We start from the raw sequence: 24,981 nt of genomic DNA on the forward strand, positions 1-24,981 counted from the left end.
ATGCAAACACATGGGATCCACCAGTGATGCCCCCGCCCCCGCTGAGGGCGGGACCCGCGAAAACATCCAGGCCGTTGCCCTGCGCCTGTTCGCCGAACAGGGCTACGAATCGACGTCGATGCGCCAGATCGCCGAGGAACTAGGCTTCACCAAAGCGGCCCTGTACTACCACTTCAAAAGCAAGGAAGACATCCTCCGCGCCCTGATGGAGGCCATGCGCTCGCAGATCACCGACCTGCTGGAATGGGCGCGCACCCAGGAACCAGGACCGGAGCTGCGGCGCACCGTCATTGCCCGGTGGACCGGGATTGTCCAGGCCCAGGGCCTGCGCATGTTCCGCTTCCTGGGCTCGAACTACCGGCTGCTCAGGGACATCAAGTCCGAACCCGGCCAGCACGGCGGAATGGCGGCGGCGGTGTCCGAGCTGTTCTCCATCGTCACACCGCCCGGGGCCGGCGTGGAGGACCGCCTGCGGGTCCGTTTCGCGCTGCTCACCATCAACATGCTGGGCCTGGCCGCCAGGGACATCGACGCCGATGAGGACGAGATCCTTGAAGCGGCGGCACGCATCTCTGCCGGCCTGCTCCCGCCCGGATTTTGAGAACGCCACAATTTCACTCCCCTCACCGTCCCGCACGTCCCGCTTCCGTAATTCCTGATGGGAACTCCAAATGCCTGTGCCGATCCTGTCCACCCGCGACCTGACAAAAACCTACGGCCGCGGCCCCGACCGCTTTGACGCCCTCCGGGGTGTTTCCCTGGAGATTGACCGCGGTGACTCCGTGGCAATCGTGGGTAAAAGCGGGTCCGGCAAGTCAACCCTCATGCACCTGCTGGCGCTCCTGGACACCCCGGGCAGCGGCTCCGTCCAGGTGGAGGGAACCGATGCCCGAAGCCTGAGCGGGCGCAAGCTGAACGCCCTGCGCAACCAGATGTTCGGTTTCGTCTTCCAGCAGTTCTTCCTCAACCACTCCACCACCGTGCTGGACAATGTGGTGCTTCCGCTGAAGATCGCCGGCATGGGCGCCCGGGAACGCCGGACCCGCGGCATGGCCGTCCTGGAACAGCTGGAGCTGGCGGACAAGGCGCGCAACAAGGCCGGGAACCTCTCCGGCGGCCAGAAGCAGCGCGTGGTCATCGCCCGCGCGCTTGCCAACAACCCGCGCGTTCTCTTCGCCGACGAACCGACCGGGAACCTTGATTCCGCCACGGGCCGCATCGTGGAGGACATCCTCTTCGACCTCAACCAAAACCACGGAATCACCCTGATCACGGTCACGCACGACCACGACCTTGCCGCCCGCTTCAACCGCCGCGTCTACATCCGGGACGGGCAGCTCATCACCACCGACGAGGAGCACGCGGCATGAAACCGCTGGAAACCCTGAAAACCGCCATCACCAACAGCTTCCGCAGCAAGCTGCGCACCACCCTGACGGTGCTGGCCATCTTCGTCGGGGCCTTCACCCTCACCATCACCAACGGGCTGGGCACGGGAATCTCCAATTACATCGACAGCCAGGTGGCAGCCGTCGGGGCAAGCAATGCCTTCACGGTAACCAGGACCGACACCGGCTCCGGCCTGGGCTCCGGACCGCAGAAGTACGACCCCAACACCAAGGTGCTCGCCGGCGGCGGCCGCCCGGGCTCCACCCAGGTGGCCCTCACCCAGGCCGACCTGGACAAAATCGGGGCCGTCCCCGGAATCACAGGGGTCTCCCCGGTCACGCGGCTGAATACGGCCTACATCCAGTGGAACAACCAGGACAAGTACCAGCTGTCCGTGAGTGTGCTGGCGGGTGCCCAGCCGCAGTTGGACGCGGGCCAGAACCTCGACGACGGGTCCCCAGCGCCGCAGATCATCCTTCCCTCAAGCTACGTGGCCCCCTTGGGGTTCAGTGACAGCGCCCAGGCGGTGGGCCAGGACGCAACCATCGGCATCCCGGACGCCACGGGCACCATGCGGACCGTGACTGCCAGAATCAACGGCATCGAACAAAGCGCGCTCCTCAGCTCGGGCGGGGCGTTCATCAACAAGGCGCTCTCCACCGCCCTCACCCAGGCCCAGGCCACCGGGACCCCCGCCAGCTCCACCCCGGTGTACACCGCGGCCACCGCCACCTTCGCCCCCTCATCGGACTCGCAGATATCCGGGATGAAGAGCCAGCTCTCCGCGGCGGGCTACACGGCGCAAACACTTGATGACCGGATCGGGACCGTGAAGACCGTCATCAACGGCATCATCGGCGTCCTCGATGCGTTCGCGGTCATCGCCCTGGTGGCCGCTGGGTTCGGCATCGTGAACACCCTGCTGATGTCCGTGCAGGAACGCACCCGCGAGATCGGGTTGATGAAGGCCATGGGCATGGGCAGCGGATCGGTCTTTGCCCTCTTCAGCACCGAGGCCGCGTTCATCGGCCTGCTCGGCAGCCTGATTGGGTCCGGCGCCGCCATAGCCCTGGGTACCGTGGTCAGCCACGCCCTGGCCCGCGGCCCCCTGAGCGACCTGGCCGGCCTGCAGATCCTGAGCTTCGCCCCTGGATCCGTTGCGGTGGTCATCGTCCTGGTAATGGCCATCGCGTTCATCGCCGGAACGCTTCCGGCATGGCGCGCTGCCCGTCAAAACCCGATCGACTCCCTCCGCTACGAATAGGCGACGCCGGCCCCCGGAGGCACTGGCAGTACCCGCTCCTGCCGGGTACTGCCAGTGCCTCCTCCGCTGGGTGGCGGCGGCGTAGCGTGGAGGCATGACCAACAGTGACGACGTGCGGAAGTTCCTTACCTCCCGCCGCGCCCGGCTCACGCCCGAGGACGCCGGGCTGCCTGTTTACGGCGGCAACCGGCGGGTGGCCGGGCTTCGGCGCGAGGAAGTGGCCATGCTCGCGGGCCTGAGCATCGACTACTACATCCGGCTGGAGCGGGGGAACCTGTCCGCCGCGTCGGACAGCGTCCTGGAGGCGCTGGCCCGGGCCCTGCAGCTGGACGACGCCGAGACGGCCCACCTTTTCGACCTGGCCCGCGCGGCCACGGCTGCACCGCGCGTGCGCCGGAAGCGGAGCCCCTTGACAGTCCGCCCCAGCGTGCAGCGGGTCATCGATGCGATTACGACGGCGCCGGCCTGGGTCCGCAACGACCGCGGTGACGTGCTGGCCGCCAACGAGCTGGGCCGGGCGCTGTACCAGGACATGATGGCCGAGCCCGTCACGCCGCCCAACAGCGCGCGGTTCACGTTCCTGAATCCCAAGGCGCGGGAGTTCTTCCGGGACTGGGAGCGCAGCGCGGATGACATTGTGGCGGTCCTGCGCTCCACCGCCGGGAGGAACCCGTTCGACAAGGACCTCTCCGACCTGGTGGGTGAGCTGTCCACCCGCAGCGAGGAGTTCCGCGTCCGATGGGCCCGGCACGACGTGAAGTACCACCGCACCGGCCGGAAACGGCTGCACCATCCGGTGGTGGGGGACCTGGACCTGACCTACGAGGCGCTGGAGCTCGCCGCGGACCCGGGCCTGCGGATCAACATCTACACCGCCGAGCCGGGCACGCCGTCCGGGGATGCGCTGAAGATGCTGGCCAGTTGGGCGGCCACGCAGCGTGAAACCGGGCAGACGGCCGCAGAGGTACCCGCCCGGGAGGGCTGACCGGCGCTGCGCGAACTCATTTTCGCGGCGCACATTCCCTGCCGCTGCGGGTATCTCGGCCGCGAGACGGAGTCTGCGCGTCACAGGCGGTTTTGCGCGTCGAGGATGGCAAACGCGTACGACGCCGGGCCAACGGTAGGGTGCCCTGCTTACCATGGAGCCACAACAGGCCGCCCTTCCGGCGGCGTGTGAGCTCGGGGAGATGGCATGGCAAACAACAAGCCCTTACGCGGGCAGGTGGCACTGGTTACCGGAGGCAGCAGCGGACTTGGCAAGGCAGCGGCACTGGCGCTGGCCGGGGCAGGCGCCGACGTCGCGGTCATTGCCCGGTCGGCTGATGACCTGCAGGCCACTGTCTCCGAGATCAATGCTTCAGGTGACGGCGTTCGTGCAGTGGCCCTGCCACTTGACCTGGCCGACGCGCCCGAAGTGGCGCGCGCGGTGGATGAGGTCCAGGAGGATCTTGGACCGGTCACCATCCTGGTGAACGCCGCCGGAACCGATGTTCCCGGTTCGGTCGAGGACATCGACGCCGCCGGATGGGACAGGGTCATGAACGTCAACCTCCGGGCGGTCTTCCTCCTGGCCAAGGCGGTGTTTCCCGGTATGCGCCGGGCCGGCGGGGGAACCATCATCAATATCGGGTCGGTGGCCGGGCGCCGCGGCTGGGCCAACGCCGGAGCATACTGCGCCTCCAAGTTCGCGCTGACCGGCTTGACCCAGTCGCTGACAGCCGAGGGCAAGGACCATGGCATCCGGGCCTGCCTGCTCTACCCGGGAGCAATGGACACGCAGTGGGGAGCATGGACTCCTGATGACCGGGACCAGGAGACCGCAGCCGCCGCACCGGCCAACGAGTCGCTGCCACCGGGCCACGTGGCGGACCTGATTGCCTGGATAGCGCAGTCGCCGCGGGAGATGGTCCTCAACGAAGTCACGGTCACGCCGCTGCTCGAAAAGGGCTGGCCGTAACTCCCGGAACCCGGGCCAGTTAGGCTTCAGGAACCGTGCCACCCATCGAAGGACTGGGATCCGCGCTGCGCTAATTCATTGTCGCGGCGCACATTCCCTGCCGCTACTGGTATCTCGGCCGCGAGAGGGACCATGCGCGTCACAGGCGGTTTTGCGCGTCGAGGACGGCAGAACGCGTACGACGCCGGGCCACCCCTGCCGCTGTCAGCTTCCGTTCCAGGGTCCCCGGCGCCGTGAGTTCAGCCCAGTCCCACCGCACCACGTTGATTCCCATAGCGCGGATCCGGTTCTCGCGCTTCTTCTCCTCCACAACCACCTGCGAAGCGGTCCTACCGCCGCGGAACTCGGGCTTCACATACTTCTCCTCGCCATCGAATTCGCCCACCACCCTGGACTCCTTCCAATAGAAGTCTGTGTAGCCCACCAGCCCCCTGGAATCGGTAAAGGGTTGCTGAAGGACTGGGGCTTCGAACCCCGCCACATGGATCAGGGCCCTGCTCCACGACTCTCCGGGCGAGCCCGAAGCGGGATCGGCAAAGGCGATTGCTGCCCGGATCCGCTGCGCAGCAGCAGCCGAGTACAGGGCGCCGATCCCGGCCTCCAGCTCAGCTTTGGTGAGCGCCGGCAACTGCCGATGCGGGTCGGGCCGCAGCACATGATCCAGCGGCACCACCGCCTCGGTGAACGGGCTGAAGGCCACCAGGTCCAAAACGGTCCGGACGCGGTCCGTGACAAGGAGCCCCTCCAACCTGACCACATTCAAGCCGGCCCGCGCCGCGAAGTGGCGGCTGACCCCGGCACGCGAGCGGCCGCCGTCGTTCTTCAATGTCAGGGCCCGCACTGGGTGGCTTCCAACAGTGGGGATTCCCCACACGCTCGCTGAGGAATGCCGGGCGAAGATGACCGGTTTTTCGAACGTTTCCGCAGCCGCCTGCACGCCGATACGGTACTGCTCCCATGGCTTCAGCTCCCGCCACGTGGGCCCGTCGATGTAAACACCGTGCCGGACGCGCACCAACGCACCTGCCCGCACCCGCTTGGCGAGATCGTTGGCACTCAACCCATGCAGCAGACGCTCGCGGGACAACAAAAGCGGCGGAAGGTCGGCCATGCATCCACGGTGCCCCCGGCGTTCCGGCACCTGAAGAGGCGACCACTCCTATGTGGAAAACCCCGCCTACGGGACCGCCGGATCCTCCATCAGCCACGCCGTCGCCTCGTCCACGGACGTAAAGAACCGGGTGGGATGCATCGGCTTGTGCCGTCCCCTGTAGAAATCGGCGAGCGTCTGGTCCACGGGCGACGTGCCCACCACGGCCGTTCGCGTCAGCGGCCAGTAACCGGCGAACGCGGTGAACGCCCCCTGGTCGACCCACGCCAAACCGGTCATTTCCACCAGCAGCGGAAGGGGCCGCCCACCGCTAAGGGCCCTGGCGCGCTCCATCAGCGCCACCGCATCGTGCTCCGTCACCACGTCCCCGGGCGCCCACTTCAGGTGCAGCATCTCCCCGGAAAGCTCGATGGTCCCGGTGACGTCTTCCATGACTCCTACTTTGCTTCCGTTTCCCGGAACACGCCAAAAGCACGACGCGCATTCTTCTTTCCGCTGCGCAGGTTCCATTTCGCTGCGCGGATTTGGGCCGCGCGGGGAGGGTGCGCGTCCAGGGTGCACAAGCGCTTCGCCAACGCCCCGCGATTCCGCGCGCAAAAGCACGCACGGTGGCGGCCCACCTCAGTGAGGCCGCCACCGTGCGTGCGGGCCTAGCGCCCAGCACCGGTGCCTGGCTTGCGCGTGGGATCCACGGTGCCGGTCTTGCCGTAATCACCTTTGGGGTACCGCCCGGTTTCGGACTGGGCTGTCCGGCCTGTGGTTTCACCTGCTTCGCCGTAGTCGGCCTTGACGTACCGTCCGGATCCTACGGTCTTGTCGCCCAGGGGTTCGGGCAGTCCGCCTTCACTGCCGGCCCCGCCGTAGTTGCCGGCGATGTACTGGCCTTCCTCGTCCTCCGCATGGCGGCCGCGCTGTGCCCCTGCTTTGCCAAAGTTGCCTTTGACGTACCGCCCGCGCAGGTCGGATTCCTCGGGCGTGTGTTCCGGACCGGCGGCGTTCGGGGTGTTTTCAATGGTGCCGTTGTCGTTCATGGTCGTGCCTTTCCGAACGAACTCCACGTCCCTAAGGTGCAATTCGGAGCCTGCCGGGGTGCCGCCCGTCGGGCGGAACGCGGCTCCGTGCCTGCGGAATCGGGCGCCGTTGCAGGGCCGCCCGTCGGTCGGGTTTCGGACTGTTACCCAAGGACAATTTCGGCGTAGCATGAAAATGCCCAGATTGTCAACTGGTCCGGGTGACGCCCGAGATTGAAGCCACAATCGCAAAGAAGTGTGGCTTTCGGCGGTGATCGGCGGCCTTTTGATGGCGCTATTTGTCGTGCCAGCGGGGAACTGCGTTGAGGAATTCCGCAATGGCTTCTGTAGCGGCGTGGATGTCCGCTGACAGTAACGGCGCATATTGTGCTGCGGCTGAGGTATCGCCGGCGCGGACGTATCTGTAAAGGGTCTGGCATGTCTGTTCCATGGCGAGGGATCCGACCATGTGTGCATTGGCCTTGAGGCTCAAGACGGCGTTCAGGGACGCGGGGATGTCGTCGTTGCCGAGGGCGTCGAGGATGTGTTCGTACCGTTCCGGGAGCAGGTCCACGAATGCCTCGGCATAGTTTCTGGCGGCGGTGACGCTTTGCAGCTGCTCGGCGAGGTTGGTAAGGGCGGCGGTGTCAAAGACCTGTCCGCCGGCGTGGATTGCCATGTGTTCTTTCATGATTCGAGCCTTTTATGGGGTTGTCCGGTTCATCGCCGGTCACCCGCTGGTGGTCGTCGCGGTCCGGACTTGGGTGCGGTCGACCGCGATGCCTACGGTCAGCGTAGTTGTGGAGTTATTGGGGACGCTGCCTGTGCTGGCGAGTCTTGCGCGGAGCCGGAGGTTGGCGCCGGGCTTTGTCGGGACGGTTGCGGAAGTCACTGAGACGGTGGAGGATCCAGCAGGTGTTGCCAGGACTTGTGTCGTCGTTCCGCTGGTGCATGCGCCGGTGGATTCATTCCATGTGGTGCTGCAGGATTCGACGATGTACTGCACGGTGGATGGGGCGACCGCTGTGCCGGTGTACGTGGCTTGGGTGATGGGCAGGGTGCCTGTGTTCCCGACGGTGAAGAACTGGGGTGCGAACGTGGGCTGCCCGGGCGTGCCTTGGTTCGTGAACGTGAGTTTCAGCGCGCCGGTGCCGTACGGGGCGGCGGTGCTCAGTGTTGCGACGGCTCCCCAGGAGCCGCTGCCCACGGACTGGGACGCCGACGGGGCGGTGGCAGTAGTGGCGGCGTGGGCGGCCGTGAACGTGCACACCGGCAGGGCTGCGGCCGCGATGGCGACGGCGGCCCTGCCGGTGTAAGAGAGCACGTTCACCCGGATTAGCTTCCGGTGGTGGTGGCGGTGCGCTGGGTTTCGCTGAAGGTCCAGGTCAGTGCCGAGGCCAGACCCTGGATCGTACCGGTGGGGGCACTGCCGTTGACCGTGGTCTCCGTCTGGTCCGGCAGGGCCAGGGAGATTTGCAGGTTCAGGGTGGAACCGGCCGCTACAGCGCCAGCAACCAGCTGTTCCGGAGTTGCGGTGGGGATGGCGCTGAGCGCCGTGCCAGCGGTGCCCAGGACGGTGGAGGTGCCCCCGCTTCCGCAGGTTCCGCTGCTGACCGTCCAAGCAACGGAGCACTGGGTGACAGTGACCTTCAGGCCCTTTGTGGCACTGGTGGTGAGGAGCGTCGGGGTCGCGTCGGTGACGGCCAGGGTCAGGGCCTTCCCGTCCAGGTCCGCGCCTTGGGTCAAGGTGACGTAACGGTTGACGGTGTCGCCCGGGGCGAGGTTGGAGACGGCCTGGGTGAAGCCGGCACCGTTAGGGCTCATCTGCAGGCTCAGGACTCCTGAGGTGGCGGCCTGGGCAGTTGTATTGGTTGCGGTGGCGTTCAATGCAGCGAATACGCCGGCGCCGGTGATCGCCAGACCGGCAGCGGCGACGGCGCCCGCGGCTAACAGTGCCGGGGCCGGGCGGCGGACGGGACGGGCGGCGCGGCGGGAAGTGATTGCAGACATGACGGATCCTTTACGAAGGTAGTAGTACATGAGCGGTGAGGGGTGGTTCTAGTTGGTGGCGGCGGCGCTGCGGCGCCCGGAAGCGCCTGATACTGCACGGCGTCCGGTGGAAGCCGAGGCGCTGCGAAGGATCCATAGGACGGCGGATCCGGTAATGCTCAGGCCGAACACACCGGTGAGCAGAGCCCGCTGGAACGGGTTCTGGATCCAGAGCAGAGGGATGCCGAGCGAGGGGACCGTGAGGACAACCACGGGTACTTGGGCCTGGTTCAGGACCGCCCGCCAGCTATCGGGGGCCGGATTGGCATCGCCCTTGGTCGTGAGCGCCGGATGGTCCGGAGTGCCGGCAATTGAAGTGATCCGGTGGGCGAACGGGACGGATTCACCCGGCGGAGTGAAAACGGGGATCTGGCCCGGCTGCAGGCTGGACACATCCGCGGGGACCGTGATGAGGAGGTCGCCGGGGGCATAAGCCGGGCGCATGCTGCCGGTCAGCACCGGGGAGAAGCCAACGTGGAGCAGCGGAGCCACGACGCCGACAGCCAGGAACACCAGAGTTGCGGCAGCGGCGGTGACCGTGCCCAGCACACGCAGTGCGGAGAGAGATCGACGGGCCACCGCCCCCCGGCGGGGACCCGTGCTTGAGTTCAATGGAGCGTCCATGACGTTGCCGTTTCGTTTGAGACCCTGCAGCAGGAACAACGCCCACAGTGCCGGACCAATCTCAAGAGAAGCCCGCTTCTCACGACAAGAATTAGTCAAGACCTCACGGAAAGCTTGAGCGAAACTTGAGGAATGCTGAAAAGTGAGGTGACTGGAAAGCCACCGGCAAACTCCGAGGCCGGCAGCCCAAACTCTCCAAAAGAGAGCAAAGCTGCCTCGTCAACCTCCCCTCAGGGAAGGCCGACGGCGTGGGGCCGGTTCAGGCGGTGAGGAAACCCCTGAGCTGGGTGGCTATGGCGGCGGCGGAGACCTGGTGGGTTTGGCCGTCGAGGACGCGGTATTCGCTGCCCGCTATGGCTCCGGCGATCGCCTTTTGCCCTTCGACCATAGGGGCGGCGGCTTTTTCGCCCACCATGACGAGGGTGGGCACGGTAATGGTGCGGAGCCTCTCCAGCGGGGCCGTGAAGTTGTTGGTCACCCGGGTTTCGTACGGCAGGGTGTTCGCTGCCGCCACCTGCTTCTTCCACACTCCGGGCATGAGGCGCAGGAGGTAAGGGAGGAAGGGCGGCGCGCCGACCATTTTGACCAGGAAATAGGACACCGCGCCGCCTCGCTTGCCTTCCCTGAGAAGGGCCTCCAGGTGCTCCCGGTGGCTTCCCGGTGTGCCGTCCGCGCCCTGGACGCCGGTGTAGGGCACCTCGTAGGTGGCCAGCCGCCGCATGGGAACTCCCGCGGCGGCGGCCTCGAGGGCCAGGGCGGCGCCGGAGGAGATCCCGTAAACGTAGGGGCTGGAGCCGGCCTCATTCAGCACGGCTTGGAGATCCTCGATCTCGCGTTCGGTGGCGTAGGGCAGAGTTTCGCTGCTGCCACCGCGTCCGCGGCGGTCGTAAAAATAGACCGTGAAGGCGTCCTTCAGTTCATTCGCCAGGGCACGTGCAGGCCCGAAGTTCCGGCCGCAGAAGGCTCCGTCCACCAGGACCAGGCTGGGTCCGGTACCTATCCGCTCGACGCTGAGGGAGGTGCCGTCGGGCGACAGCACGGTGGTCACGGTGCCCGTTTCCTGGGTTTTGGTCATGGCGGCGCTCCATTCAACGGTGGGTCAAGGCGCAGCCCAGCTTCCCGGGTCATGCGTGCCGAGTCAAGGGTTTTCGGGTCAGGGGTGTGGAAAACCGTGTCAGGCCGCCAGGTGGAACGTGTCGGCAAAACGGTGCAGGAGGCGTCCCTGTCCGCACCAAACAGAGGCGGTCAGTCCCGGGCCAGGGGCAACGCGAGCTCCATGGTGCTTCCGTCCGGCCCGGTGTGGACCACTCTCACGGTGCCGCCGGCCGCGGACGCGATCTCGCGGACCAGGGCCAGGCCGATCCCGAAGCTCCGCCGGCCCTGCGCCTCGCCCGTCCCGCCGGCCCGGACAAAGCGGTCGAAGATCCGGTCCGGGTCTACGCCGGTGATCCCGGATCCGGTGTCGGAAACCCTGATGACCGCCCGGGAGCCCTCGGTAAGGGCGGTGATGGTGATGCTCCCTCCCGGGGGCGTATGCCCCAGCGCGTTGTCCGCCAGGGCCAGCACCGCCCGCCGCAACGAACTGGGATCGATCCGCACCAAAGCCGGGCCGCCGCCGTCGAACGCGACTTGGACGCCCTGTTGGCGGGCAAGGTCCTGTAGGCTCCCCGCCACGGACCCGGCAGCCTGGGCGACGTCCACCGGCTCCAGGTCCGGCACTCCCGCCGACGCGGTCGCCGCCAGGAGCAGCTCGTTGACGATTCCGGTCAGCGTGGACGCGTCCTCGCGGATCTTCGCCAGGGCCTGCGCCGGTTCGGATCCCGGTTCGGCTTTGCGCTGGGCCAGCTGGATGCGGGTGTCGAGGATGGCAAGGGGGGTGCGCAGTTCGTGGCTGGCGTCCTGGACGAACCGCCGTTGCCGGGCCAGCGCTTCCCCCAGGGGCCGGATGGCGCTGCGCGCGCTGAGCCACCCCACCAGCCCGGCCAGCACCACGCCGCCAAGGCCGGCAAGGATCATCCCCTCGATCAGGTCCCGCGAGTCGAGGTAGGTGTACGGTTTTCCGGACTCGGTGGCCCCGGGCGGGACCGGGTGGGCGAGTTTGTACATCAGGAAGGCGGTGGCGGCGGCGAGGAGGATCAGTACCAGTGCAGCCACGCCGGCGCTGATCCGCAGTGCCACCTTCAGCGAGGCGCGGCGCAGGATTTCCCGGTCCGGGTCGCCGGCGGCAGCAGGGGAGGTGCCTGGTCCGGAAGCAGTCATGAGGGGTCGCCGATCTGGTAGCCAACGCCGTGGACGGTGCGGATGACGCTCCTGTCGATCTTGCGGCGCAGGTGGTGGACGTAGGTGTCGATCACGCCGGGCTGGTCCGTCTCCTGAAAGTGCGCGACGAGCAGTTCGTCCCTGGTGAACACCCGGTCCGGCTCCGACGCCAGCGCGGCCAGCAGTTCGGTTTCCTTTGCGGTCAGCGTGACGGTGGCGCCGTACAGGGAACGGACAGCGCGCGACGCCGGGTGGAATTCCCAGGTGCCGATGCCCACCGTCCCCGCGGGCGGCCCATAGGTTCGCGTCAGTGCGCGCAGGCGCGCAGCCAGCTCGCCGCCGTCGAACGGTTTAGCCAGGTAGTCATTGGCACCGGCATCCAGGCCGCGGACTTTTTCTGCGGTGTCGCCCAGCGCGGTGAGGATCAGGATGGGGGTGCCGATGCCCTTGGCCCGCAGGGCGGTGATGACGCTGATGCCGTCCATGACGGGCAGGCCTCGGTCGATCACCATCGCGTCCCACGGCTGCGTCAGCCCAAGGTGCAGGCCCTCCTGCCCGTTAGCCGCGAGCCGCACCGTGAAATCGGGCTCCAGCAGCTCGGCAATCAGCGGGCCCAGGACCGGATCGTCCTCCACCAGCAGCAGGGCCAGCCCCTCACCTGTCGTCATGCCACCTATTCTTCCGCAGGCGCCTCAACACCTTCGTCCACGGGCTGTTCCGCGGCCGCCAGCCGGTTCTTCCGCCGGCGCTTCAGATACTCCACGATCCACGGCACCACGGAGACCAGGACCATCACCACGGCAATCACGTCGATGTTCCTGGCGATGATCTCGTAGTGTCCCAGCCAGGTGCCCAGGAGGGTCACCGACGTCGCCCACGCCAAAGCCCCCACCATGTTCCAGAGCGTGAACGCCTTGTATTCGTAGCGGGCTATGCCGGCGGTGACGGGCGCGAAGGTCCGTACCATGGGCACGAAACGGGCCAGGATGACGGCGGCGCCCCCGTGGCGGCGGAAGAATTCCTCCGTGACGGTCAGGTGGGAGGTTTTGAGGATGCGGGCATCGTCCTTGAACCAGCGGCGGCCGAACTTGCGCCCCAGCAGGTACCCCACCTGGTCGCCGCCGATCGCAGCCGCGGTGATGACGCCAATCAGCAGGGGGAGCGCCAGGTTCAGCTGCTGGTGCAGGAGGCCGGCGGTGAAGAGGAGGGAGTCGCCGGGCAGGAAGGGGAACAGGACACCGGATTCGATGAACACCATCGCGGCGATGACCCCCAGTGCGGCCGGGCCAAAGCCCTCCAGCAGGCCTGCGGGGTCAAGCAGCGACGGCGGACCGGCGGCCGGTGCCAGGGACATCAGAAGGGTGTGCATGACTGCTCCTTACGCCCGGCGGGAGGGGCGGAGGATCCTGGCGGGAACGCGTTCCACCAGCGCGGGCGCGAACCGGTTCCAGAGCCCGGCGAGCAGGATGGCGGCAGCGCTGGCGGCGAAGAAGGACGCCGTCACGTCGGTGGGGTAGTGGACCCCCACGTACAGCCGGGACCATGCGACGATCAGCGCGATGAGGGCGGCCGCCACCACGACAGGCTTGGCCCAGCGGGTGCCGCGGGCCAGGAAGTACAGTGCGAAGGCCAGGGCTACCGCGAAGCTGACGTGGCCGCTGGGGAAACTGTTGGAGCCTGTTTCCGGGGCCAGGGGGTCGAACAGCAGCGCGGGGTTTGGCCGCTGCCGGGCGAACAGGAGCTTGAAGGCCTCGCTCGCCACCCAGCCCGAGCACGCGGTGAGCCCGAACGCCACGGCGGTCACCAGGTCGCGCCGGAACAGCCAGATGGCCAGGGCTGCGGCGGCGATGAGGGCCAGGCCCACTACCGGGCCGAACAGCAGGTTGATCCCCATGGCCACGGCGGTCAGTGCGGCAACGTGGTGCAGGCTGAGGTTTTGGTCAACACCCAGCTCTGCGGCCGCGTCGCCGGGGACCAGTTGCACGGTCAGGCCCAGCGCCACGACGGCGGCACACAGCAAAATGCCCAGCGGCAGCCAGTGTCGGGGCTGGGGGAGTGCCCTGAACTGGGTGCCGGCGGCCGGGGGAGCCGCGGGTGCTGTGTACTGCTTCAGGCGGTCATCATGGGCTGATCCGTGCATTTCTTCCTTTGGGGAGGCGTGGCATGGGGCCGCTGTTCGGCCCGTACTTCCACTCTCCCCGCCGGGCTTTAAGAAAGGCTTAAGAATTTCGTCCGTTGAGCGCTTGGAGGAGTGCCGTTCCGTCCGGGCTGCCCAGGCCGGTACACGGGTCCCAGCCGGGAGCGGCCTTATACGTACCGTTGTTTCCCTGGGTGATGTCCCGGAAGGCCGCCTTGTTGCTGTAGAGAAGTGGCTGGATTTGTCCGAAAGGGCGCCCCGTGGACTGGGTCATGAGGGCGATGAGTGCCGCCCAGAGCGGTGCGACGGCGCTGGTGCCTCCGATGACCATGTCTTTGCCGTCAACCCGTACCTTGTAGCCGGTCTGGGGATCCGCCACGCCGCTGACGTCCGGCACGCCGCGGCCCTTTCCGTGGACTGGCTTGTGGCCGCCGGTGTGGGACAACTTGCCGGACTGCCAGGTGGGGGCCGGAAAGGTGTCGCTGTAGCCGCCTCCGGTGGAGGAATGCGGTCCGTCATTCCAGACGGTTTCGGATGCAATTGTTCCCGTGGCGGGGTCCGCATCAAGGCGCGTTCCGCCGCAGGCCAGGGCGTGGGGGCTGGAGGCAGGGAAATCGGCGTGGTCCTTGCCATCCGTGGCGCCGTCTGCGCTGCCGTTATCTCCTGCTGCTGCCGTGACGGTCACGCCGAGCGCCGATGCGTCGGCCAGGGCCTGATCGAATGCAGTCCGGGCCTGGGCGGTCCATTCGTCCTCATTCTGGCCCCAGCTGATGCTGATCGACGCGGGTGCCGGGGTTGCGTGGGAGGCGTTGATGACGGCGTCGAGGAAGCCGGCGTCGGTGTTGGGCGCGAAGTAGACGGCAATGTCCGCCCGTGGCGCCAGCGCGCCCACCACTTCGATGTCGAGGAGCACTTCGCCGTCCGCTCCCTGCGGGTCCTGTCCGGGGTGGTTCGCGCCGCCGTCAACCCCCACGGCCCGGACTGTGGGTCCGGCGATCCCAAGTCCAGAGAAATAGGCGTCGAGGTCGGCCTGGGCGAAGCCACCGCCGAGTTCGATGATGGCAATGCCCTGCCCAGTGCCGTCAGTCCCGGCGGGGAATTTGTAGATGCGGGCAAGCTCGGGTGGCGTGTAGCTGGTAGGGGCTGCAGCCAGCGGGATCAGCCTGAACTGGGTGCGGGCCTGGGGGCGGTCATCAAGGCCCAGGACTGCCGTGACCACTCCGTCCAGCTCTGCAGGGACCTGCAGTCCGCCGGTCCTGTGCCGGTGGGTGACATCGTGGCCGTGGGGACCGCTGCTGGTGACTTCCTCCAGGGACGTGCCGAAGATCCGGCTCAGCTGCTCCACCGTCCCGGCGAGCCGGATGCGTCGGGAGGCGGCGTCGGCGTCGACGATTTCGGCCCCGAGCCGTGTGAAAGTGTCGGTGGCAAGACGCAGGTCCTGGTCGGAGGCGCCATGCTGCGCCGCCAGTTCTTCGCGGGTCAGGAATTGGGTGGGGGGCTCTGACAGCGGCTCCCGGCGGCGCAGGATCACGGTGACCTGGATCCGGTGCGAGGGATCGGCGGGGCCCAGGACAGACTGGATCCTTGCCGCGGTGGGACGGTCTGAGCCGGGGAGGGGGACGCTGCGTTCGGCCTGCTCAGGGGTGGCGTTGGGGTGCTCGGACATGGGACGGCTCCGTTCCTGGTGCTGGGAAGGCCCATTGTGCTCCGGAGGACTGACAATGAACAGGGGACATTGCTTGCCCGCCGTGTGGCTGGCGACGCGCACATTCCCTTCCGACGCTCACTTTCCTTGCCGCGCCCGTTATATGGGGTGCGTAGGGGAGCACCTGCGTCGAAAACCGATTTGCGCGTCGGAAGGGGTGTGGGCGGCAAGCTTGACGAGGTCCGGCGCGCCAACATATCCTGAACGAACGGTCGGTAAATAATTCCGAGCCGCCCATCAGGTCTTTGCATAGGAGCAACCATGGCAGCGCAGAACTTGCAGTCAGTGCCGGCTGAGCTAACCCCGGAAGAGGATGCGGCAGGCCAGGCCCACTTCGACCGGATCATCGCCGAGGACTCACGGATCGAGCCCCGCGACTGGATGCCCGCCGCCTACCGCAAGACCCTCCTGCGCCAGGTCTCCCAGCACGCACACTCGGAGATCATCGGCATGCAGCCGGAGGCCAACTGGATCTCCCGCGCGCCCAGCCTGAAGCGCAAGGCCATCCTCATGGCCAAGGTCCAGGACGAGGCCGGCCACGGGCTCTACCTCTACTCCGCCGCCGAAACCCTGGGCCAGTCCCGGGACAAGATGATGGACGACCTCATCGCCGGCAAGGCCCGCTACTCCAGCATCTTCAACTACCCGGCGCTGACCTGGGCGGACATGGGCGCCATCGGCTGGCTGGTGGACGGCGCGGCCATCTGCAACCAGGTCCCGCTGTGCCGCGCGTCGTACGGCCCCTACGGCCGGGCCATGGTCCGCATCTGCAAGGAAGAGTCCTTCCACCAGCGCCAGGGCTTCGAGATCCTGCTGGAGCTCTCCAACGGCACCCCCGAGCAGAAGCAGATGGCCCAGGACGCCGTGAACCGCTGGTACGCCCCGGCCCTGATGATGTTCGGGCCGCCGGATGACGATTCCCCCAACTCCAAGCAGTCCATGGCCTGGAACATCAAGCGGTTCAGCAATGACGAGCTCCGCAGCCGCTTCGTGGGCATGATGGTGGAGCAGGTCCGGGTCCTGGGCCTCACCCTCCCCGATGACCAGGTCCGCTTCAACGAGGACACCAAGAAGTGGGAGCACGGCCCCCTGGACTGGCACGAGTTCCAGGAAGTCCTGGCCGGCCGCGGTCCCTGCAACGCCCAGCGCCTGGAGCGCCGGAGGGCGGCGCACGACGACGGCGCCTGGGTCCGCGAGGCAGCGGCGGCTTACGCAGCAAAACAGTCAGCAAAGCAGCAGAAGGAATACGCAGCATGAGCCCGCACGGCAACCCGGAAACCCCGGCCAGCTCGGCCACCGAGATCAACCGCGAAGCCCCGAAGGCTTCCCCGGCACCCGAACAGCACCATGACAGGAGCGCTTGGGGCCTCTGGGAGGTCTTCGTCCGGTCCAGCCGCGGCCTGAGCCACGTCCACGCGGGCAGCCTGCACGCCCCGGACGCCGCCATGGCCCTCCGCAACGCGCGCGACCTCTACACCCGCCGCAACGAGGGCGTCTCCATCTGGGTAGTCCCGGCGGACGCCATCGCCGCCAGCGACCCCGACTCCAAGGGCTCCTTCTTCGAGAGCCCGCAGGGCAAGGACTACCGGCACGCCACGTACTACACCAAGAGCGAGGGAGTGAAGCACCTGTGAGCACCCCCGAAGCAACGGAAACAACAGGCCACGGCGACATCTCCACCGGCGTGGCCGGCGGCGACTCCAACGCCAGCGCCACCCGCATCACCCCGGGCAACGCCCTCCGCCCGGAGGACATCGCCCTCGAGGTCCGGACCGGCCTGGCCAAGCCGTCAGAGGACGTCGCAGAGTACGCCCTGCGGCTCGGTGACGACGCCCTCATCCTCGCGCAGCGCCTGGGCCACTGGATCTCCCGTGCCCCGGAGCTGGAGGAGGACATCGCCCTGGGCAACATTGCCCTGGACCAACTGGGCCACGCCCGCAGCTTCCTCACCTACGCCGGTGCCGGCATGCCCAACCAGGACGGCACGGCCAAATCCGAAGATGACCTGGCCTACTTCCGCCGGGAGCACGAGTTCCGCAGTGTCCAGCTGTTCGAACAGCCCAACGGGGACTTCGCGGCCACCATCGCCCGCCAGTTCGTGGTGAGCTACTACCAGTACGAGCTCTACCGCCGCCTCACCGGGTCCACGGACGCCACCCTGGCCGCCATCGCCGCCAAGGCCGTGAAGGAAGTGGACTACCACCGCGACCACAGCGTCCAGTGGATCCTGCGCCTGGCCGGCGGCACCGAGGAATCGCGCACCAGGATGATCCACGGCCTGCGCACCATGTGGCCGTACGTCAACGAACTGTTCCAGGACGATGACCTGACGCAGCGCCTCGCTGAGGCGGGTGCCGCCGTCGCGCCTTCCAGCCTGCGGGAAGACTTTGACCGCCTGGTCGCAGACGTCCTCAAAGAGGCCGAACTGGAGGTCCCGGACGTGCCCGCAGCACCGGGCGGCGGCCGGCAGGGCAAGCACTCGGAGTACCTGGGCTACATCCTCGCGGAGATGCAGGTGCTGGCCCGCGAGCATCCCGGCGCCAGCTGGTGACTGCCGTGTACATCTCGGATTTCGAGTCCCGGACCCGCACCCCGGAGCAGCAGGCGTGGGACGTCGCGGCCACCGTGGTGGATCCGGAGATCCCGGTGCTCACCATCGCGGACCTGGGCATCCTCCGGAAGGTGGACGTCGCGGGCCAGCACGTTACGGTCACCATCACGCCCACATACTCGGGCTGCCCGGCCATGGACGCCATCCGGGACGACCTCTACAAGGCCTTCGAGAAGGAAGGCTATGGGGACGTGCACGTGGACCTGGTCCTGGCCCCGGCATGGACCACGGACTGGATGACCGAGGCCGGCAAGCAGAAGCTGCAGCAGTACGGCATCGCCCCGCCCAGCGGCCACTCCAAAGCCGGCGGCCACTCCGGTCCCATCCGGCTGAGCCTGGCCGTGAAGTGCCCGCAGTGCAACAGCCTCAACACCAAGGAACTCACCCGCTTCGGTTCCACGTCCTGCAAGGCGCTCTATGTGTGCCAGGACTGCAAGGAACCGTTCGACTACTTCAAAGTCCTGTAAGGAAACCCCATGCCTGTTGTCCGCCAGACCGCCGCCGAAGAGGCTGAGGTGACCGGCCGCCGTCGTCCGTCCTTCCACACCCTCGAGGTGAAGGAGGTGCGCCGGCTCACCGACGATGCCATCGAGGTCAGCTTCCATGTGCCGGCCGAGCTCGCCGGCAAGTTCGACTACCTTCCCGGCCAGTACGTGGCCCTCCGCACCACGCTGCCGGATGAGAACGGCGAGCCGAAGGAAATCCGCCGCAGCTACTCCATCTGCGCCGAGCCGCGCAGCTTCCCGGACGGCACCAGCGAGATCCGCGTGGCCATCAAGAAGGACCTGGGCGGGCTGTTCTCCACGTGGGCCAACGCCGAGCTGAAGGCCGGGGACACCCTGGACGTGATGAGCCCCATGGGCGCGTTCGTGTCCAAGCACGGGCGGGACGGGCAGGCCGTGGAGCAGAACGTCATGAACTCCATGAACCACCCGGAGGAACTCGCGGGGGAGGCGGGCAACTTCGTGGCCATCGCGGCGGGGTCCGGCATCACCCCGGTGATCGCGATCGCCCGGACGCTGCTGGCCGCCAACCCGGACACCCGGTTCGACCTGATCTACGCCAACAAGGCCGCCATGGACGTGATGTTCCTGGAGGAGCTTGCGGACCTGAAGGACAAGTACCCGCAGCGGCTGGCCATCCACCACGTGCTGAGCCGCGAGCAACGGATCGCGCCGCTACTGTCCGGGCGCATTGATTCGGAGAAGCTGCAGCAGCTGCTGGGCACCGCCCTGCACGCGGACGATGTGGATGAGTGGTTCCTGTGCGGGCCGTTCGAGCTGGTGCAGCTGTGCCGGGACACCCTGGCCGAGCGCGGGGTGAAGCCGGAGAACGTCCGGTTCGAGCTGTTCACCTCCGGCAAGCCGGACCGTCCGGAGGGGCATGCCGGCCGTCCCGTGGTGGTGGACGAGTCCAAGGAGACGTACAAGATCACGTTCAAGCTGGACGGCCTGCAGGGTGAGGTGGCCAGCCCCACGCACGCCCGCGAGTCGATCCTGAACGCGGCGCTGCGGGTGCGCCCGGACGTGCCGTTCGCGTGCGCCGGGGGAGTGTGCGGCACCTGCCGGGCCAAGGTGGTCACCGGCAGCGTGACCATGGACGAGAACTACGCGCTGGAGCAGGATGAGCTGGACAAGGGCTACGTCCTGACCTGCCAGAGCCACCCGACCAGCAAGGAAGTCACGGTCGACTTCGACGTCTAAGTCTTTCCCTCTTACGCAAGGAGCCCCATGATTTCCCTTTCCATCAGCAACGGCATCGCCAAGGTAGTGCTGGACGCCCCGCACAAGCTGAACTCGCTGGATGAGCAGGCGCTGCGGGATTTAGCACAGGCGTACGACGACGCTGCTGCCGCCGCCTCACGCGGTGAGGTGCGGGCGCTGCTGCTGAGGGGAGAGGGCCGGGCCTTCTGCGCGGGCCGGGACATCGCAGGGGTGACGCCGGAGAACGACGACGCCGCAGCGTACCTGGGCGGGCTGGTGGAGCCGCTGCTGAAGAAGATGGCTGCATTCCCGGCGCCGACCTTCGCCGCGGCCCAGGGCGCCTGCCTGGGCGTGGGGCTGGGGCTCCTGCTCGCCACGGACGTGGTGTACGTGGCGGAGAACGCGAAGTTCGGCTCGCCGTTCGCCAAGCTGGGGGCCACACTGGATTCGGGCGGCCACTGGTACTTCACGGAGCGGCTGGGAATGCACCGGACGCTGGACCTGATTTACACGGCAGACCTGATCTCCGGCGCCGAGGCGGTGGCGCAGGGGATGTTCAGCCGGGCGATGCCTGCAGAGTCTTTGCTCGAATCGACGCGGGCCATCGTCTCGCGGGTGGCTGCCGGCGCGACCGGCGCGTTCGTTGCCTCCAAGGAGCTGGTGGCGCACATCCGCGACCAGCGCCTGGGCCTGTGGCAGGCCATGCAGGAGGAAAACGACGAGCAGGCGCGCCTCTGCAAGACAGAGGACTACGCGGAGGGCTTCCGGGCGTTCCAGGAAAAGCGCGAGCCGAAGTTCACGGGAAACGTCGGTTGAGCTCATCGAAACCTGGACCGCTCCAGTCCATCCCAATTGCCGTTTAGCCCACCAAATTTGTTAAGGTTCAGCTATGACTATGGGGAAAGCTATCACCAAAGCCGTCATTCCTGCTGCCGGATTGGGAACACGCTTCCTGCCCGCCACCAAGGCAATGCCGAAAGAAATGTTGCCGGTGGTCGACCGCCCTGCCATCCAGTATGTGGTGGAAGAAGCGATCGATGCCGGCCTCTCGGACCTGCTGATGATCACTGGCCGCAACAAGCGCGCTTTGGAGGACCACTTCGACCGCGAGCCCGGTCTTGAGGCTGCACTGGAGGCCAAGGGCGACAAGGACAAGCTGGGCCTGGTGGAGTACGCCTCCAACCTGGGTCCCATCCATTACGTCCGACAGGGCGAGGCCAAGGGCCTGGGCCACGCGGTCCTGTGCGCCAAGCAGCACGTGGGCGACGAGCCGTTTGCCGTACTCCTGGGCGACGACCTCATCGACGAGGCGGAGGACCTGCTGAGCACCATGATGGAGGTGCAGCAGAAGACAGGCGGTTCGGTTATCGCCCTGATCGAGGTTGATCCGTCGCAGATCAGTGCCTACGGCTGTGCGGACATCTCGGTTGTTGAAGGCGAGGACTACGTCCGCGTCAACAGCCTGGTGGAGAAGCCGGCCGTGGCTGATGCACCGTCCAACCTGGCCGTTATCGGCCGCTACGTGCTGCACCACTCGGTATTCGGCGTCCTGGAGAACACCGCTCCCGGCCGCGGCAACGAGATCCAGCTGACCGACGCCCTGCAGACCCTCGCTGCCGGCGAGGGCGAGGGCTCCGGCGTGTACGGCGTGGTCTTCAAGGGCCGCCGCTACGACACCGGTGACAAGCTGAGCTACCTCAAGGCCGTGATCACTCTGGCTTCTGAGCGCGTGGAGTTTGGCGAGGATCTGAAGACCTGGATGAAGGGCTTCGTGGGGTAGCCCTGACGCTCTATTGACTTTGGGAGGCCCGTTGCCGGAAGGCGGCAGGCCTCCCTTTTTTGGTGGCTAAGAGGGCCACCAGGGCGCCGATGACAGCACCTGACGTGTTGGTCATGACATCTGACGGGCTTGCAAAACGGCTGTGAAGAAACAGAAACTGCCCCAGCTCGATGCAGGCGGACACAAGCATTCCAAAGGCGCCGATTTGCCACCATTTTTTGGTGGGAAATGCCAGTGCGGCCACGAAGCCAACGGGAAGGAATAGGCCCACGTTGGCGGATCTTTCCACGAAGTCGTAGTTAAACCAGCACGGAATTCCGTGGTGGTGGAGGAAATTCAACACGGCGCCGAGCTGCCCGGAGACGGGTTGGTCCACGGGCGTTGGCCAGAATGCGATCAGGGCCAAGGGCACCGCCATGGCTGCGAGGATCAGCCGCCACAGCCGGTGGTTGTGAAGGTGTCTCAAAAAGGGCCTCAGGACGTGCGGAGAAGGGCGAATGCGGCTGTTGCCAGGGCGCTTACCGCCAGGAGGATCAGGAGGGCATAGGCGAGCACCTGTGGCCGGGGGAGTGGTACGGAAAAGTCGTACTCGCGTGGTGTTCTGCGCCAATGTCTCCCCATAGCCCTAATAGTTACCACAAATGCGCTGGTGATTGAGCTTGCCGGCATCAAGGTTGCGGGAACCCGCAGCATCAACCCCAAAGCAAAAGGTGGGTGCATCTCCGCTTCCGGAGATGCACCCACCTTCGCTGGTGCTATGAAGCCTTCTGCTTAGGCGGAAACCTCAGCCTTGGCGCGGCGCCGAACCACCACAACGGAGGTTGCGCCGGCGGCCAGTGCGCCTGCGCCCACCAGGGTCCACAGGATCAGACCGGAGTCAACGCCGGTGCTGGCCAGGCTGCCCGTGTTGGCGAGAGCCGAATTCCCGTTAGCAACCAGTGCTGCAGGCGTGACCTTGACGATGACTGGGCCAACCGTCACGCCGGACGTTTCACCGGTCGCCGTGATGGAGTAGGTCCCTGGTTCGTTGATAGCGATCGGCAGAGCGACGGCACCCTGCGCGTCAGCAACTGCTGACAGGGTCTGAGCTTCGGCCACGACAGCAATGCGCCCTGCCACAGCGCGGCTACCGGCAATGTTGGCGCCGTTGGAGGCCGGTGCCTGGCCGGGCGTGACACGGATGATCAGCCGTTCCCCTGCAAGGAAGCCCTGGCCGCGGAAGACGAAAGTTTCACCCGGGCCAACGGTGCCGTCGGACACAGCGGCCTGCGGCGGAAGTGCCGGGTAGGTTGCGGCGACAGCAGGTGCGGAACCAACGAGTGCGATCGAGCCTGCGAGTGCAAGTGCAGCGAGTGTTTTTTTCATTTGTGTCCCCCCGGAGACGTTTAAGTTTTGATACCCGATTTAGGGAGATGCCCCCTCCGCACGAGACCGTGTGCAGAACTACGGATAGATATCCCAGATAGAAGATATCATCCGGCTTGCCTTGTAACCAACCTCTATCCAGTCGGTTTACATAGTGTTAACGCGACAGTCACTGTACTTGTTCACAGGACGCATTCTGCGTTGGAAGGACAACGTCCTTTACAGGCTGAACAGTGGGTGTGACAACAACGTTAGGTTCGGCACGCTGGACGATCTTTCCGAAAGTGAACTCCACCGTTCCAGTCTCGTGGGGTGCAAGTTGCTGAGCAACCACGCCCACTGGTCTGCTGGCATGCAAGTATGAGGCAAAGGAAGTCTTCTGACCATCAACAGCGGCTGATTCCACATCTGCTTGTGAAGGTCCGTAAGCGACTATGTTGGTTTGTACGGTTCCCGCAGCAACACCGAAGGCGCCTCCTCCGGTGACGTACGTCGGCAGAGAGGTGGCGGCGTCAATCGGAGCCGTGTTGGTGCTAGTCACCCGGACAATTGTTTGTTCGTATCCGTTTGCAGCACACTCTTTGACAAGCTGGACTGAGCGCTTGACGTAGTAGTCCATCTTCGCGCCCGTCCCGTCGTTGAAGTACACGCCAAATTGGGCGGGAGACACGCTCGGCCCGGATATCGAGCCCCCCAAGGCGTACTTTGCAATTACGGACTGTTCGGAAGTGTCGGCGGACCAAACAAGCACACGTCCTTCTTCCGCTCCCCGCGTAATACCGGTGATGAGGCCTTTGGCTTCTCCCTTTCCGCTGGAAAGGGCAGAGAAAACTTCCTTGGCCACGCCGGCAAAGTATGCGTCTTGCAGTTTCGGCTGTTGGATCTTAGCGTAGACGTCCGAGAGCAGAGTGGAGACCACATTGTCGCCAGTGAGATTCGTCGGCAGACCTGCCGCCTTGACTGCTGCCAGTTCAGGCCCATTGACCGATACGGGTCCTGTCGACTCAAGAATGTAGCTGAGAACTACGGGATCAATTGAGATGACACCGTCGACATGCTGCCCGGTCTTCTTTTCCCAGATTACCTTTGCAGTGGCAGCAGCGGTCGGAAAGTCTGGTGTCAGATTGACGTCCTGCATGTACTTACCAAGCCGTGAAGTGTAGATCTGCTGCTGTTCGCTTTCAACTGCGACAGGCGGAGACATAGGTCCAATCTCACTGGCGCTACTCTGTGCACCCAGGGACAATTTACCGTTTTGGAGAGCCAGAATAGCGAGAGCACCGGGTATGCCGCCTGATGCACGCGCTTCCGCATTATTCTGTATAACGAGTAAGTAGTTCTTAGTGCGGTCCGCCCCAAGCATTGCTGGCGCAATCTTGGCTGCATCTGCCGCCGAGTCAAGAGCGTCCGCTGCTTGTTTCAGTTCTGAGTTTGCTTCGGTCAGTGGCGCCGCAACTTGTGGCAGGAGTTGTGAAGTATCGATTGAATCGAGCCGCGCTGACGAGCTTCGAACCGCATAGGCCGCTGAGACGACATCAGGCGCCGCGGTCCTTAAAGGGTCAAGGTTGCTGCCCGAACTGTTGGGCAACAAGGTGTCCCAGTTCAGGGATTTGTAGACGCTTACTAGAGGGGATAAGCCGAGGTTCACGACGTCGTCGGCCGATCTTGCTACTTCGGCAATGGCACTCACATTAGGGCCGATTAGTGGTAGCCCCGAAGCCAGCGTCCATATTGGATCGTTCGCAGCCTGGCGAGCGTTGGAGGTGTGCTTCTGGAGACTTACGACTGTTCTGGCGGCAGATCCTTCGTCCGAGACCAGTATCTCCTGCTTGAGCTGGGGGATAAGTGCTGCCGCCGCCTCCAGTTCGGTCTTTACCGTGTTGGCTCTGGTTGCGAACCAAGTAGTTCCTATACCGACGATGGAAACCACTAGGATAGTTGGGACCGCAAAAAGCGGTCTTAGCCTCTTCCTTGGCCTTTGCCCGGCTTTGTCTGGCTTCGCCGACATTGTTTTCCC

28 protein-coding genes are annotated in these 24,981 nt (G+C 65.9%); 12 read left to right on the plus strand and 16 right to left on the minus strand.

All coding sequences use genetic code 11. The features are described from left to right. The first annotated feature begins 10 nt into the window (after nucleotides 1–10). The 5 genes from VXJ37_RS01045 (at nucleotide 11) to VXJ37_RS01065 (ending at nucleotide 4,610) form a co-directional block, all read left to right on the plus strand. Nucleotides 11–601, plus strand: a complete 591-nt coding sequence (locus VXJ37_RS01045; RefSeq protein WP_331321221.1) for a TetR/AcrR family transcriptional regulator — start codon at nucleotides 11–13, stop codon at nucleotides 599–601. A gap of 70 nt (nucleotides 602–671) precedes the next feature. Beyond that, nucleotides 672–1,370: an ABC transporter ATP-binding protein gene (locus VXJ37_RS01050; RefSeq protein ID WP_331321222.1), complete on the plus strand. Its 699-nt coding sequence runs from the start codon at nucleotides 672–674 to the stop codon at nucleotides 1,368–1,370. After that, entirely contained in the window at nucleotides 1,367–2,653 is a 1,287-nt protein-coding gene (locus VXJ37_RS01055; RefSeq protein ID WP_331321223.1) for an ABC transporter permease, read from the plus strand. The genes VXJ37_RS01050 and VXJ37_RS01055 overlap by 4 nt, the downstream gene beginning before the upstream one ends. 94 nt (nucleotides 2,654–2,747) lie before the next feature. Next, nucleotides 2,748–3,638: a helix-turn-helix transcriptional regulator gene (locus VXJ37_RS01060; RefSeq protein ID WP_331321224.1), complete on the plus strand. Its 891-nt coding sequence runs from the start codon at nucleotides 2,748–2,750 to the stop codon at nucleotides 3,636–3,638. A 207-nt stretch (nucleotides 3,639–3,845) separates the two neighbouring features. Further along, a complete protein-coding gene (locus tag VXJ37_RS01065; RefSeq protein WP_331321225.1) occupies nucleotides 3,846–4,610 on the plus strand; it encodes an SDR family oxidoreductase in 765 nt (254 codons plus the stop codon). Nucleotides 4,611–4,749: 139 nt separating this feature from the next. On the opposite strand, the gene VXJ37_RS01070 is transcribed toward VXJ37_RS01065, so the two are convergent. The 13 genes from VXJ37_RS01070 to VXJ37_RS01130 all read right to left on the minus strand — a co-directional run bounded on the left by VXJ37_RS01070 (nucleotide 4,750) and on the right by VXJ37_RS01130 (nucleotide 15,466). Further along, the gene (locus VXJ37_RS01070) at nucleotides 4,750–5,721 is read right to left on the minus strand and encodes a type IV toxin-antitoxin system AbiEi family antitoxin domain-containing protein (protein WP_331321226.1); all 972 of its coding nucleotides are present in this window, start codon (nucleotides 5,719–5,721) and stop codon (nucleotides 4,750–4,752) included. Between the two features lie 66 nt (nucleotides 5,722–5,787). Next, nucleotides 5,788–6,153 (minus strand): DUF7793 family protein, encoded by a 366-nt coding sequence (locus VXJ37_RS01075; protein ID WP_331321227.1) that lies wholly within the window; start codon nucleotides 6,151–6,153, stop codon nucleotides 5,788–5,790. A 218-nt stretch (nucleotides 6,154–6,371) separates the two neighbouring features. Continuing rightward, nucleotides 6,372–6,752 (minus strand): hypothetical protein, encoded by a 381-nt coding sequence (locus VXJ37_RS01080; protein WP_331321228.1) that lies wholly within the window; start codon nucleotides 6,750–6,752, stop codon nucleotides 6,372–6,374. 274 nt (nucleotides 6,753–7,026) lie between these two features. Continuing rightward, entirely contained in the window at nucleotides 7,027–7,422 is a 396-nt protein-coding gene (locus VXJ37_RS01085) for an Hpt domain-containing protein (RefSeq protein WP_331321229.1), read from the minus strand. A 39-nt stretch (nucleotides 7,423–7,461) separates the two neighbouring features. Beyond that, nucleotides 7,462–8,061: a hypothetical protein gene (locus VXJ37_RS01090; RefSeq protein WP_331321230.1), complete on the minus strand. Its 600-nt coding sequence runs from the start codon at nucleotides 8,059–8,061 to the stop codon at nucleotides 7,462–7,464. Between the two features lie 5 nt (nucleotides 8,062–8,066). Further along, complete coding sequence (locus tag VXJ37_RS01095; RefSeq protein ID WP_331321231.1) at nucleotides 8,067–8,741, minus strand: TasA family protein; 675 nt, start codon at nucleotides 8,739–8,741, stop codon at nucleotides 8,067–8,069. A gap of 48 nt (nucleotides 8,742–8,789) precedes the next feature. Next, entirely contained in the window at nucleotides 8,790–9,392 is a 603-nt protein-coding gene (locus VXJ37_RS01100) for a signal peptidase I (protein ID WP_331321232.1), read from the minus strand. Between the two features lie 271 nt (nucleotides 9,393–9,663). Then, complete coding sequence (locus VXJ37_RS01105) at nucleotides 9,664–10,479, minus strand: alpha/beta fold hydrolase (RefSeq protein WP_331321233.1); 816 nt, start codon at nucleotides 10,477–10,479, stop codon at nucleotides 9,664–9,666. Nucleotides 10,480–10,649: 170 nt separating this feature from the next. After that, nucleotides 10,650–11,663, minus strand: a complete 1,014-nt coding sequence (locus VXJ37_RS01110; RefSeq protein ID WP_331321234.1) for a sensor histidine kinase — start codon at nucleotides 11,661–11,663, stop codon at nucleotides 10,650–10,652. Then, a complete protein-coding gene (locus tag VXJ37_RS01115) occupies nucleotides 11,660–12,331 on the minus strand; it encodes a response regulator transcription factor (RefSeq protein WP_331321235.1) in 672 nt (223 codons plus the stop codon). Before VXJ37_RS01115 ends, VXJ37_RS01110 begins: the two co-directional genes overlap by 4 nt. Nucleotides 12,332–12,336: 5 nt before the next feature. Continuing rightward, nucleotides 12,337–13,032, minus strand: a complete 696-nt coding sequence (locus VXJ37_RS01120; RefSeq protein ID WP_331321236.1) for a DedA family protein — start codon at nucleotides 13,030–13,032, stop codon at nucleotides 12,337–12,339. Nucleotides 13,033–13,041: 9 nt separating this feature from the next. Further along, nucleotides 13,042–13,803 (minus strand): phosphatase PAP2 family protein, encoded by a 762-nt coding sequence (locus VXJ37_RS01125; RefSeq protein WP_331321237.1) that lies wholly within the window; start codon nucleotides 13,801–13,803, stop codon nucleotides 13,042–13,044. Between the two features lie 79 nt (nucleotides 13,804–13,882). Then, nucleotides 13,883–15,466: a S53 family peptidase gene (locus VXJ37_RS01130; protein WP_331321238.1), complete on the minus strand. Its 1,584-nt coding sequence runs from the start codon at nucleotides 15,464–15,466 to the stop codon at nucleotides 13,883–13,885. Nucleotides 15,467–15,766: 300 nt separating this feature from the next. On the opposite strand from VXJ37_RS01130, the gene paaA reads away from it, so the two are divergent. From paaA to galU, 7 genes are all read left to right on the plus strand, one after another. Then, a complete protein-coding gene (gene paaA, locus VXJ37_RS01135) occupies nucleotides 15,767–16,762 on the plus strand; it encodes a 1,2-phenylacetyl-CoA epoxidase subunit PaaA (RefSeq protein ID WP_331321239.1) in 996 nt (331 codons plus the stop codon). Then, complete coding sequence (gene paaB, locus VXJ37_RS01140) at nucleotides 16,759–17,139, plus strand: 1,2-phenylacetyl-CoA epoxidase subunit PaaB (protein ID WP_331321240.1); 381 nt, start codon at nucleotides 16,759–16,761, stop codon at nucleotides 17,137–17,139. Before paaA ends, paaB begins: the two co-directional genes overlap by 4 nt. Continuing rightward, a complete protein-coding gene (paaC, locus tag VXJ37_RS01145) occupies nucleotides 17,136–18,056 on the plus strand; it encodes a 1,2-phenylacetyl-CoA epoxidase subunit PaaC (RefSeq protein WP_331321241.1) in 921 nt (306 codons plus the stop codon). The genes paaB and paaC overlap by 4 nt, the downstream gene beginning before the upstream one ends. Next, nucleotides 18,053–18,583, plus strand: coding sequence for a 1,2-phenylacetyl-CoA epoxidase subunit PaaD (paaD, locus tag VXJ37_RS01150; protein ID WP_331321242.1), 531 nt, complete (start codon nucleotides 18,053–18,055; stop codon nucleotides 18,581–18,583). The genes paaC and paaD overlap by 4 nt, the downstream gene beginning before the upstream one ends. Before the next feature lie 9 nt (nucleotides 18,584–18,592). After that, nucleotides 18,593–19,819, plus strand: coding sequence for a 1,2-phenylacetyl-CoA epoxidase subunit PaaE (gene paaE / locus VXJ37_RS01155; protein WP_331321243.1), 1,227 nt, complete (start codon nucleotides 18,593–18,595; stop codon nucleotides 19,817–19,819). Nucleotides 19,820–19,846: 27 nt separating this feature from the next. Continuing rightward, entirely contained in the window at nucleotides 19,847–20,635 is a 789-nt protein-coding gene (locus VXJ37_RS01160; protein WP_331321244.1) for an enoyl-CoA hydratase/isomerase family protein, read from the plus strand. 73 nt (nucleotides 20,636–20,708) lie between these two features. Continuing rightward, entirely contained in the window at nucleotides 20,709–21,599 is an 891-nt protein-coding gene (gene galU / locus VXJ37_RS01165) for a UTP--glucose-1-phosphate uridylyltransferase GalU (RefSeq protein ID WP_331321245.1), read from the plus strand. 10 nt (nucleotides 21,600–21,609) lie between these two features. On the opposite strand, the gene VXJ37_RS01170 is transcribed toward galU, so the two are convergent. The 3 genes from VXJ37_RS01170 to VXJ37_RS01180 form a co-directional block, all read right to left on the minus strand. Next, the gene (locus VXJ37_RS01170) at nucleotides 21,610–22,011 is read right to left on the minus strand and encodes a VanZ family protein (protein ID WP_331321470.1); all 402 of its coding nucleotides are present in this window, start codon (nucleotides 22,009–22,011) and stop codon (nucleotides 21,610–21,612) included. 359 nt (nucleotides 22,012–22,370) lie between these two features. Next, on the minus strand, nucleotides 22,371–22,964 hold the full coding sequence (locus tag VXJ37_RS01175; protein ID WP_331321246.1) for an LPXTG cell wall anchor domain-containing protein: 594 nt from the start codon (nucleotides 22,962–22,964) through the stop codon (nucleotides 22,371–22,373). 169 nt (nucleotides 22,965–23,133) lie between these two features. Further along, nucleotides 23,134–24,972, minus strand: coding sequence for a DUF4012 domain-containing protein (locus tag VXJ37_RS01180; protein ID WP_331321247.1), 1,839 nt, complete (start codon nucleotides 24,970–24,972; stop codon nucleotides 23,134–23,136). Nucleotides 24,973–24,981 lie beyond the last annotated feature (9 nt).

It is taken from the genome of Pseudarthrobacter phenanthrenivorans, from assembly GCF_036455295.1.
Taxonomy (GTDB): Bacteria; Actinomycetota; Actinomycetes; order Actinomycetales; family Micrococcaceae; genus Arthrobacter; species Arthrobacter phenanthrenivorans_C.

Excerpts from the sequence above, each read along its gene's own strand:
- VXJ37_RS01180 (WP_331321247.1), bottom strand. The coding sequence starts at position 24,972 with ATGTCGGCGAAGCCAGACAAAGCCGGGCAAAGGCCAAGGAAGAGGCTA.
- VXJ37_RS01105 (WP_331321233.1), bottom strand. The coding sequence starts at position 10,479 with ATGACCAAAACCCAGGAAACGGGCACCGTGACCACCGTGCTGTCGCCC.
- VXJ37_RS01080 (WP_331321228.1), bottom strand. The coding sequence starts at position 6,752 with ATGAACGACAACGGCACCATTGAAAACACCCCGAACGCCGCCGGTCCG.
- paaB (WP_331321240.1), top strand. The coding sequence starts at position 16,759 with ATGAGCCCGCACGGCAACCCGGAAACCCCGGCCAGCTCGGCCACCGAG.
- VXJ37_RS01060 (WP_331321224.1), top strand. The coding sequence starts at position 2,748 with ATGACCAACAGTGACGACGTGCGGAAGTTCCTTACCTCCCGCCGCGCC.
- galU (WP_331321245.1), top strand. The coding sequence starts at position 20,709 with ATGACTATGGGGAAAGCTATCACCAAAGCCGTCATTCCTGCTGCCGGA.
- VXJ37_RS01070 (WP_331321226.1), bottom strand. The coding sequence starts at position 5,721 with ATGGCCGACCTTCCGCCGCTTTTGTTGTCCCGCGAGCGTCTGCTGCAT.
- VXJ37_RS01050 (WP_331321222.1), top strand. The coding sequence starts at position 672 with ATGCCTGTGCCGATCCTGTCCACCCGCGACCTGACAAAAACCTACGGC.
- VXJ37_RS01130 (WP_331321238.1), bottom strand. The coding sequence starts at position 15,466 with ATGTCCGAGCACCCCAACGCCACCCCTGAGCAGGCCGAACGCAGCGTC.
- VXJ37_RS01175 (WP_331321246.1), bottom strand. The coding sequence starts at position 22,964 with ATGAAAAAAACACTCGCTGCACTTGCACTCGCAGGCTCGATCGCACTC.
- VXJ37_RS01110 (WP_331321234.1), bottom strand. The coding sequence starts at position 11,663 with ATGACTGCTTCCGGACCAGGCACCTCCCCTGCTGCCGCCGGCGACCCG.
- VXJ37_RS01120 (WP_331321236.1), bottom strand. The coding sequence starts at position 13,032 with ATGCACACCCTTCTGATGTCCCTGGCACCGGCCGCCGGTCCGCCGTCG.
- paaE (WP_331321243.1), top strand. The coding sequence starts at position 18,593 with ATGCCTGTTGTCCGCCAGACCGCCGCCGAAGAGGCTGAGGTGACCGGC.
- paaA (WP_331321239.1), top strand. The coding sequence starts at position 15,767 with ATGGCAGCGCAGAACTTGCAGTCAGTGCCGGCTGAGCTAACCCCGGAA.
- VXJ37_RS01045 (WP_331321221.1), top strand. The coding sequence starts at position 11 with ATGGGATCCACCAGTGATGCCCCCGCCCCCGCTGAGGGCGGGACCCGC.
- VXJ37_RS01160 (WP_331321244.1), top strand. The coding sequence starts at position 19,847 with ATGATTTCCCTTTCCATCAGCAACGGCATCGCCAAGGTAGTGCTGGAC.
- VXJ37_RS01085 (WP_331321229.1), bottom strand. The coding sequence starts at position 7,422 with ATGAAAGAACACATGGCAATCCACGCCGGCGGACAGGTCTTTGACACC.
- VXJ37_RS01055 (WP_331321223.1), top strand. The coding sequence starts at position 1,367 with ATGAAACCGCTGGAAACCCTGAAAACCGCCATCACCAACAGCTTCCGC.
- VXJ37_RS01095 (WP_331321231.1), bottom strand. The coding sequence starts at position 8,741 with ATGTCTGCAATCACTTCCCGCCGCGCCGCCCGTCCCGTCCGCCGCCCG.
- VXJ37_RS01075 (WP_331321227.1), bottom strand. The coding sequence starts at position 6,153 with ATGGAAGACGTCACCGGGACCATCGAGCTTTCCGGGGAGATGCTGCAC.
- VXJ37_RS01115 (WP_331321235.1), bottom strand. The coding sequence starts at position 12,331 with ATGACGACAGGTGAGGGGCTGGCCCTGCTGCTGGTGGAGGACGATCCG.
- VXJ37_RS01065 (WP_331321225.1), top strand. The coding sequence starts at position 3,846 with ATGGCAAACAACAAGCCCTTACGCGGGCAGGTGGCACTGGTTACCGGA.
- VXJ37_RS01125 (WP_331321237.1), bottom strand. The coding sequence starts at position 13,803 with ATGCACGGATCAGCCCATGATGACCGCCTGAAGCAGTACACAGCACCC.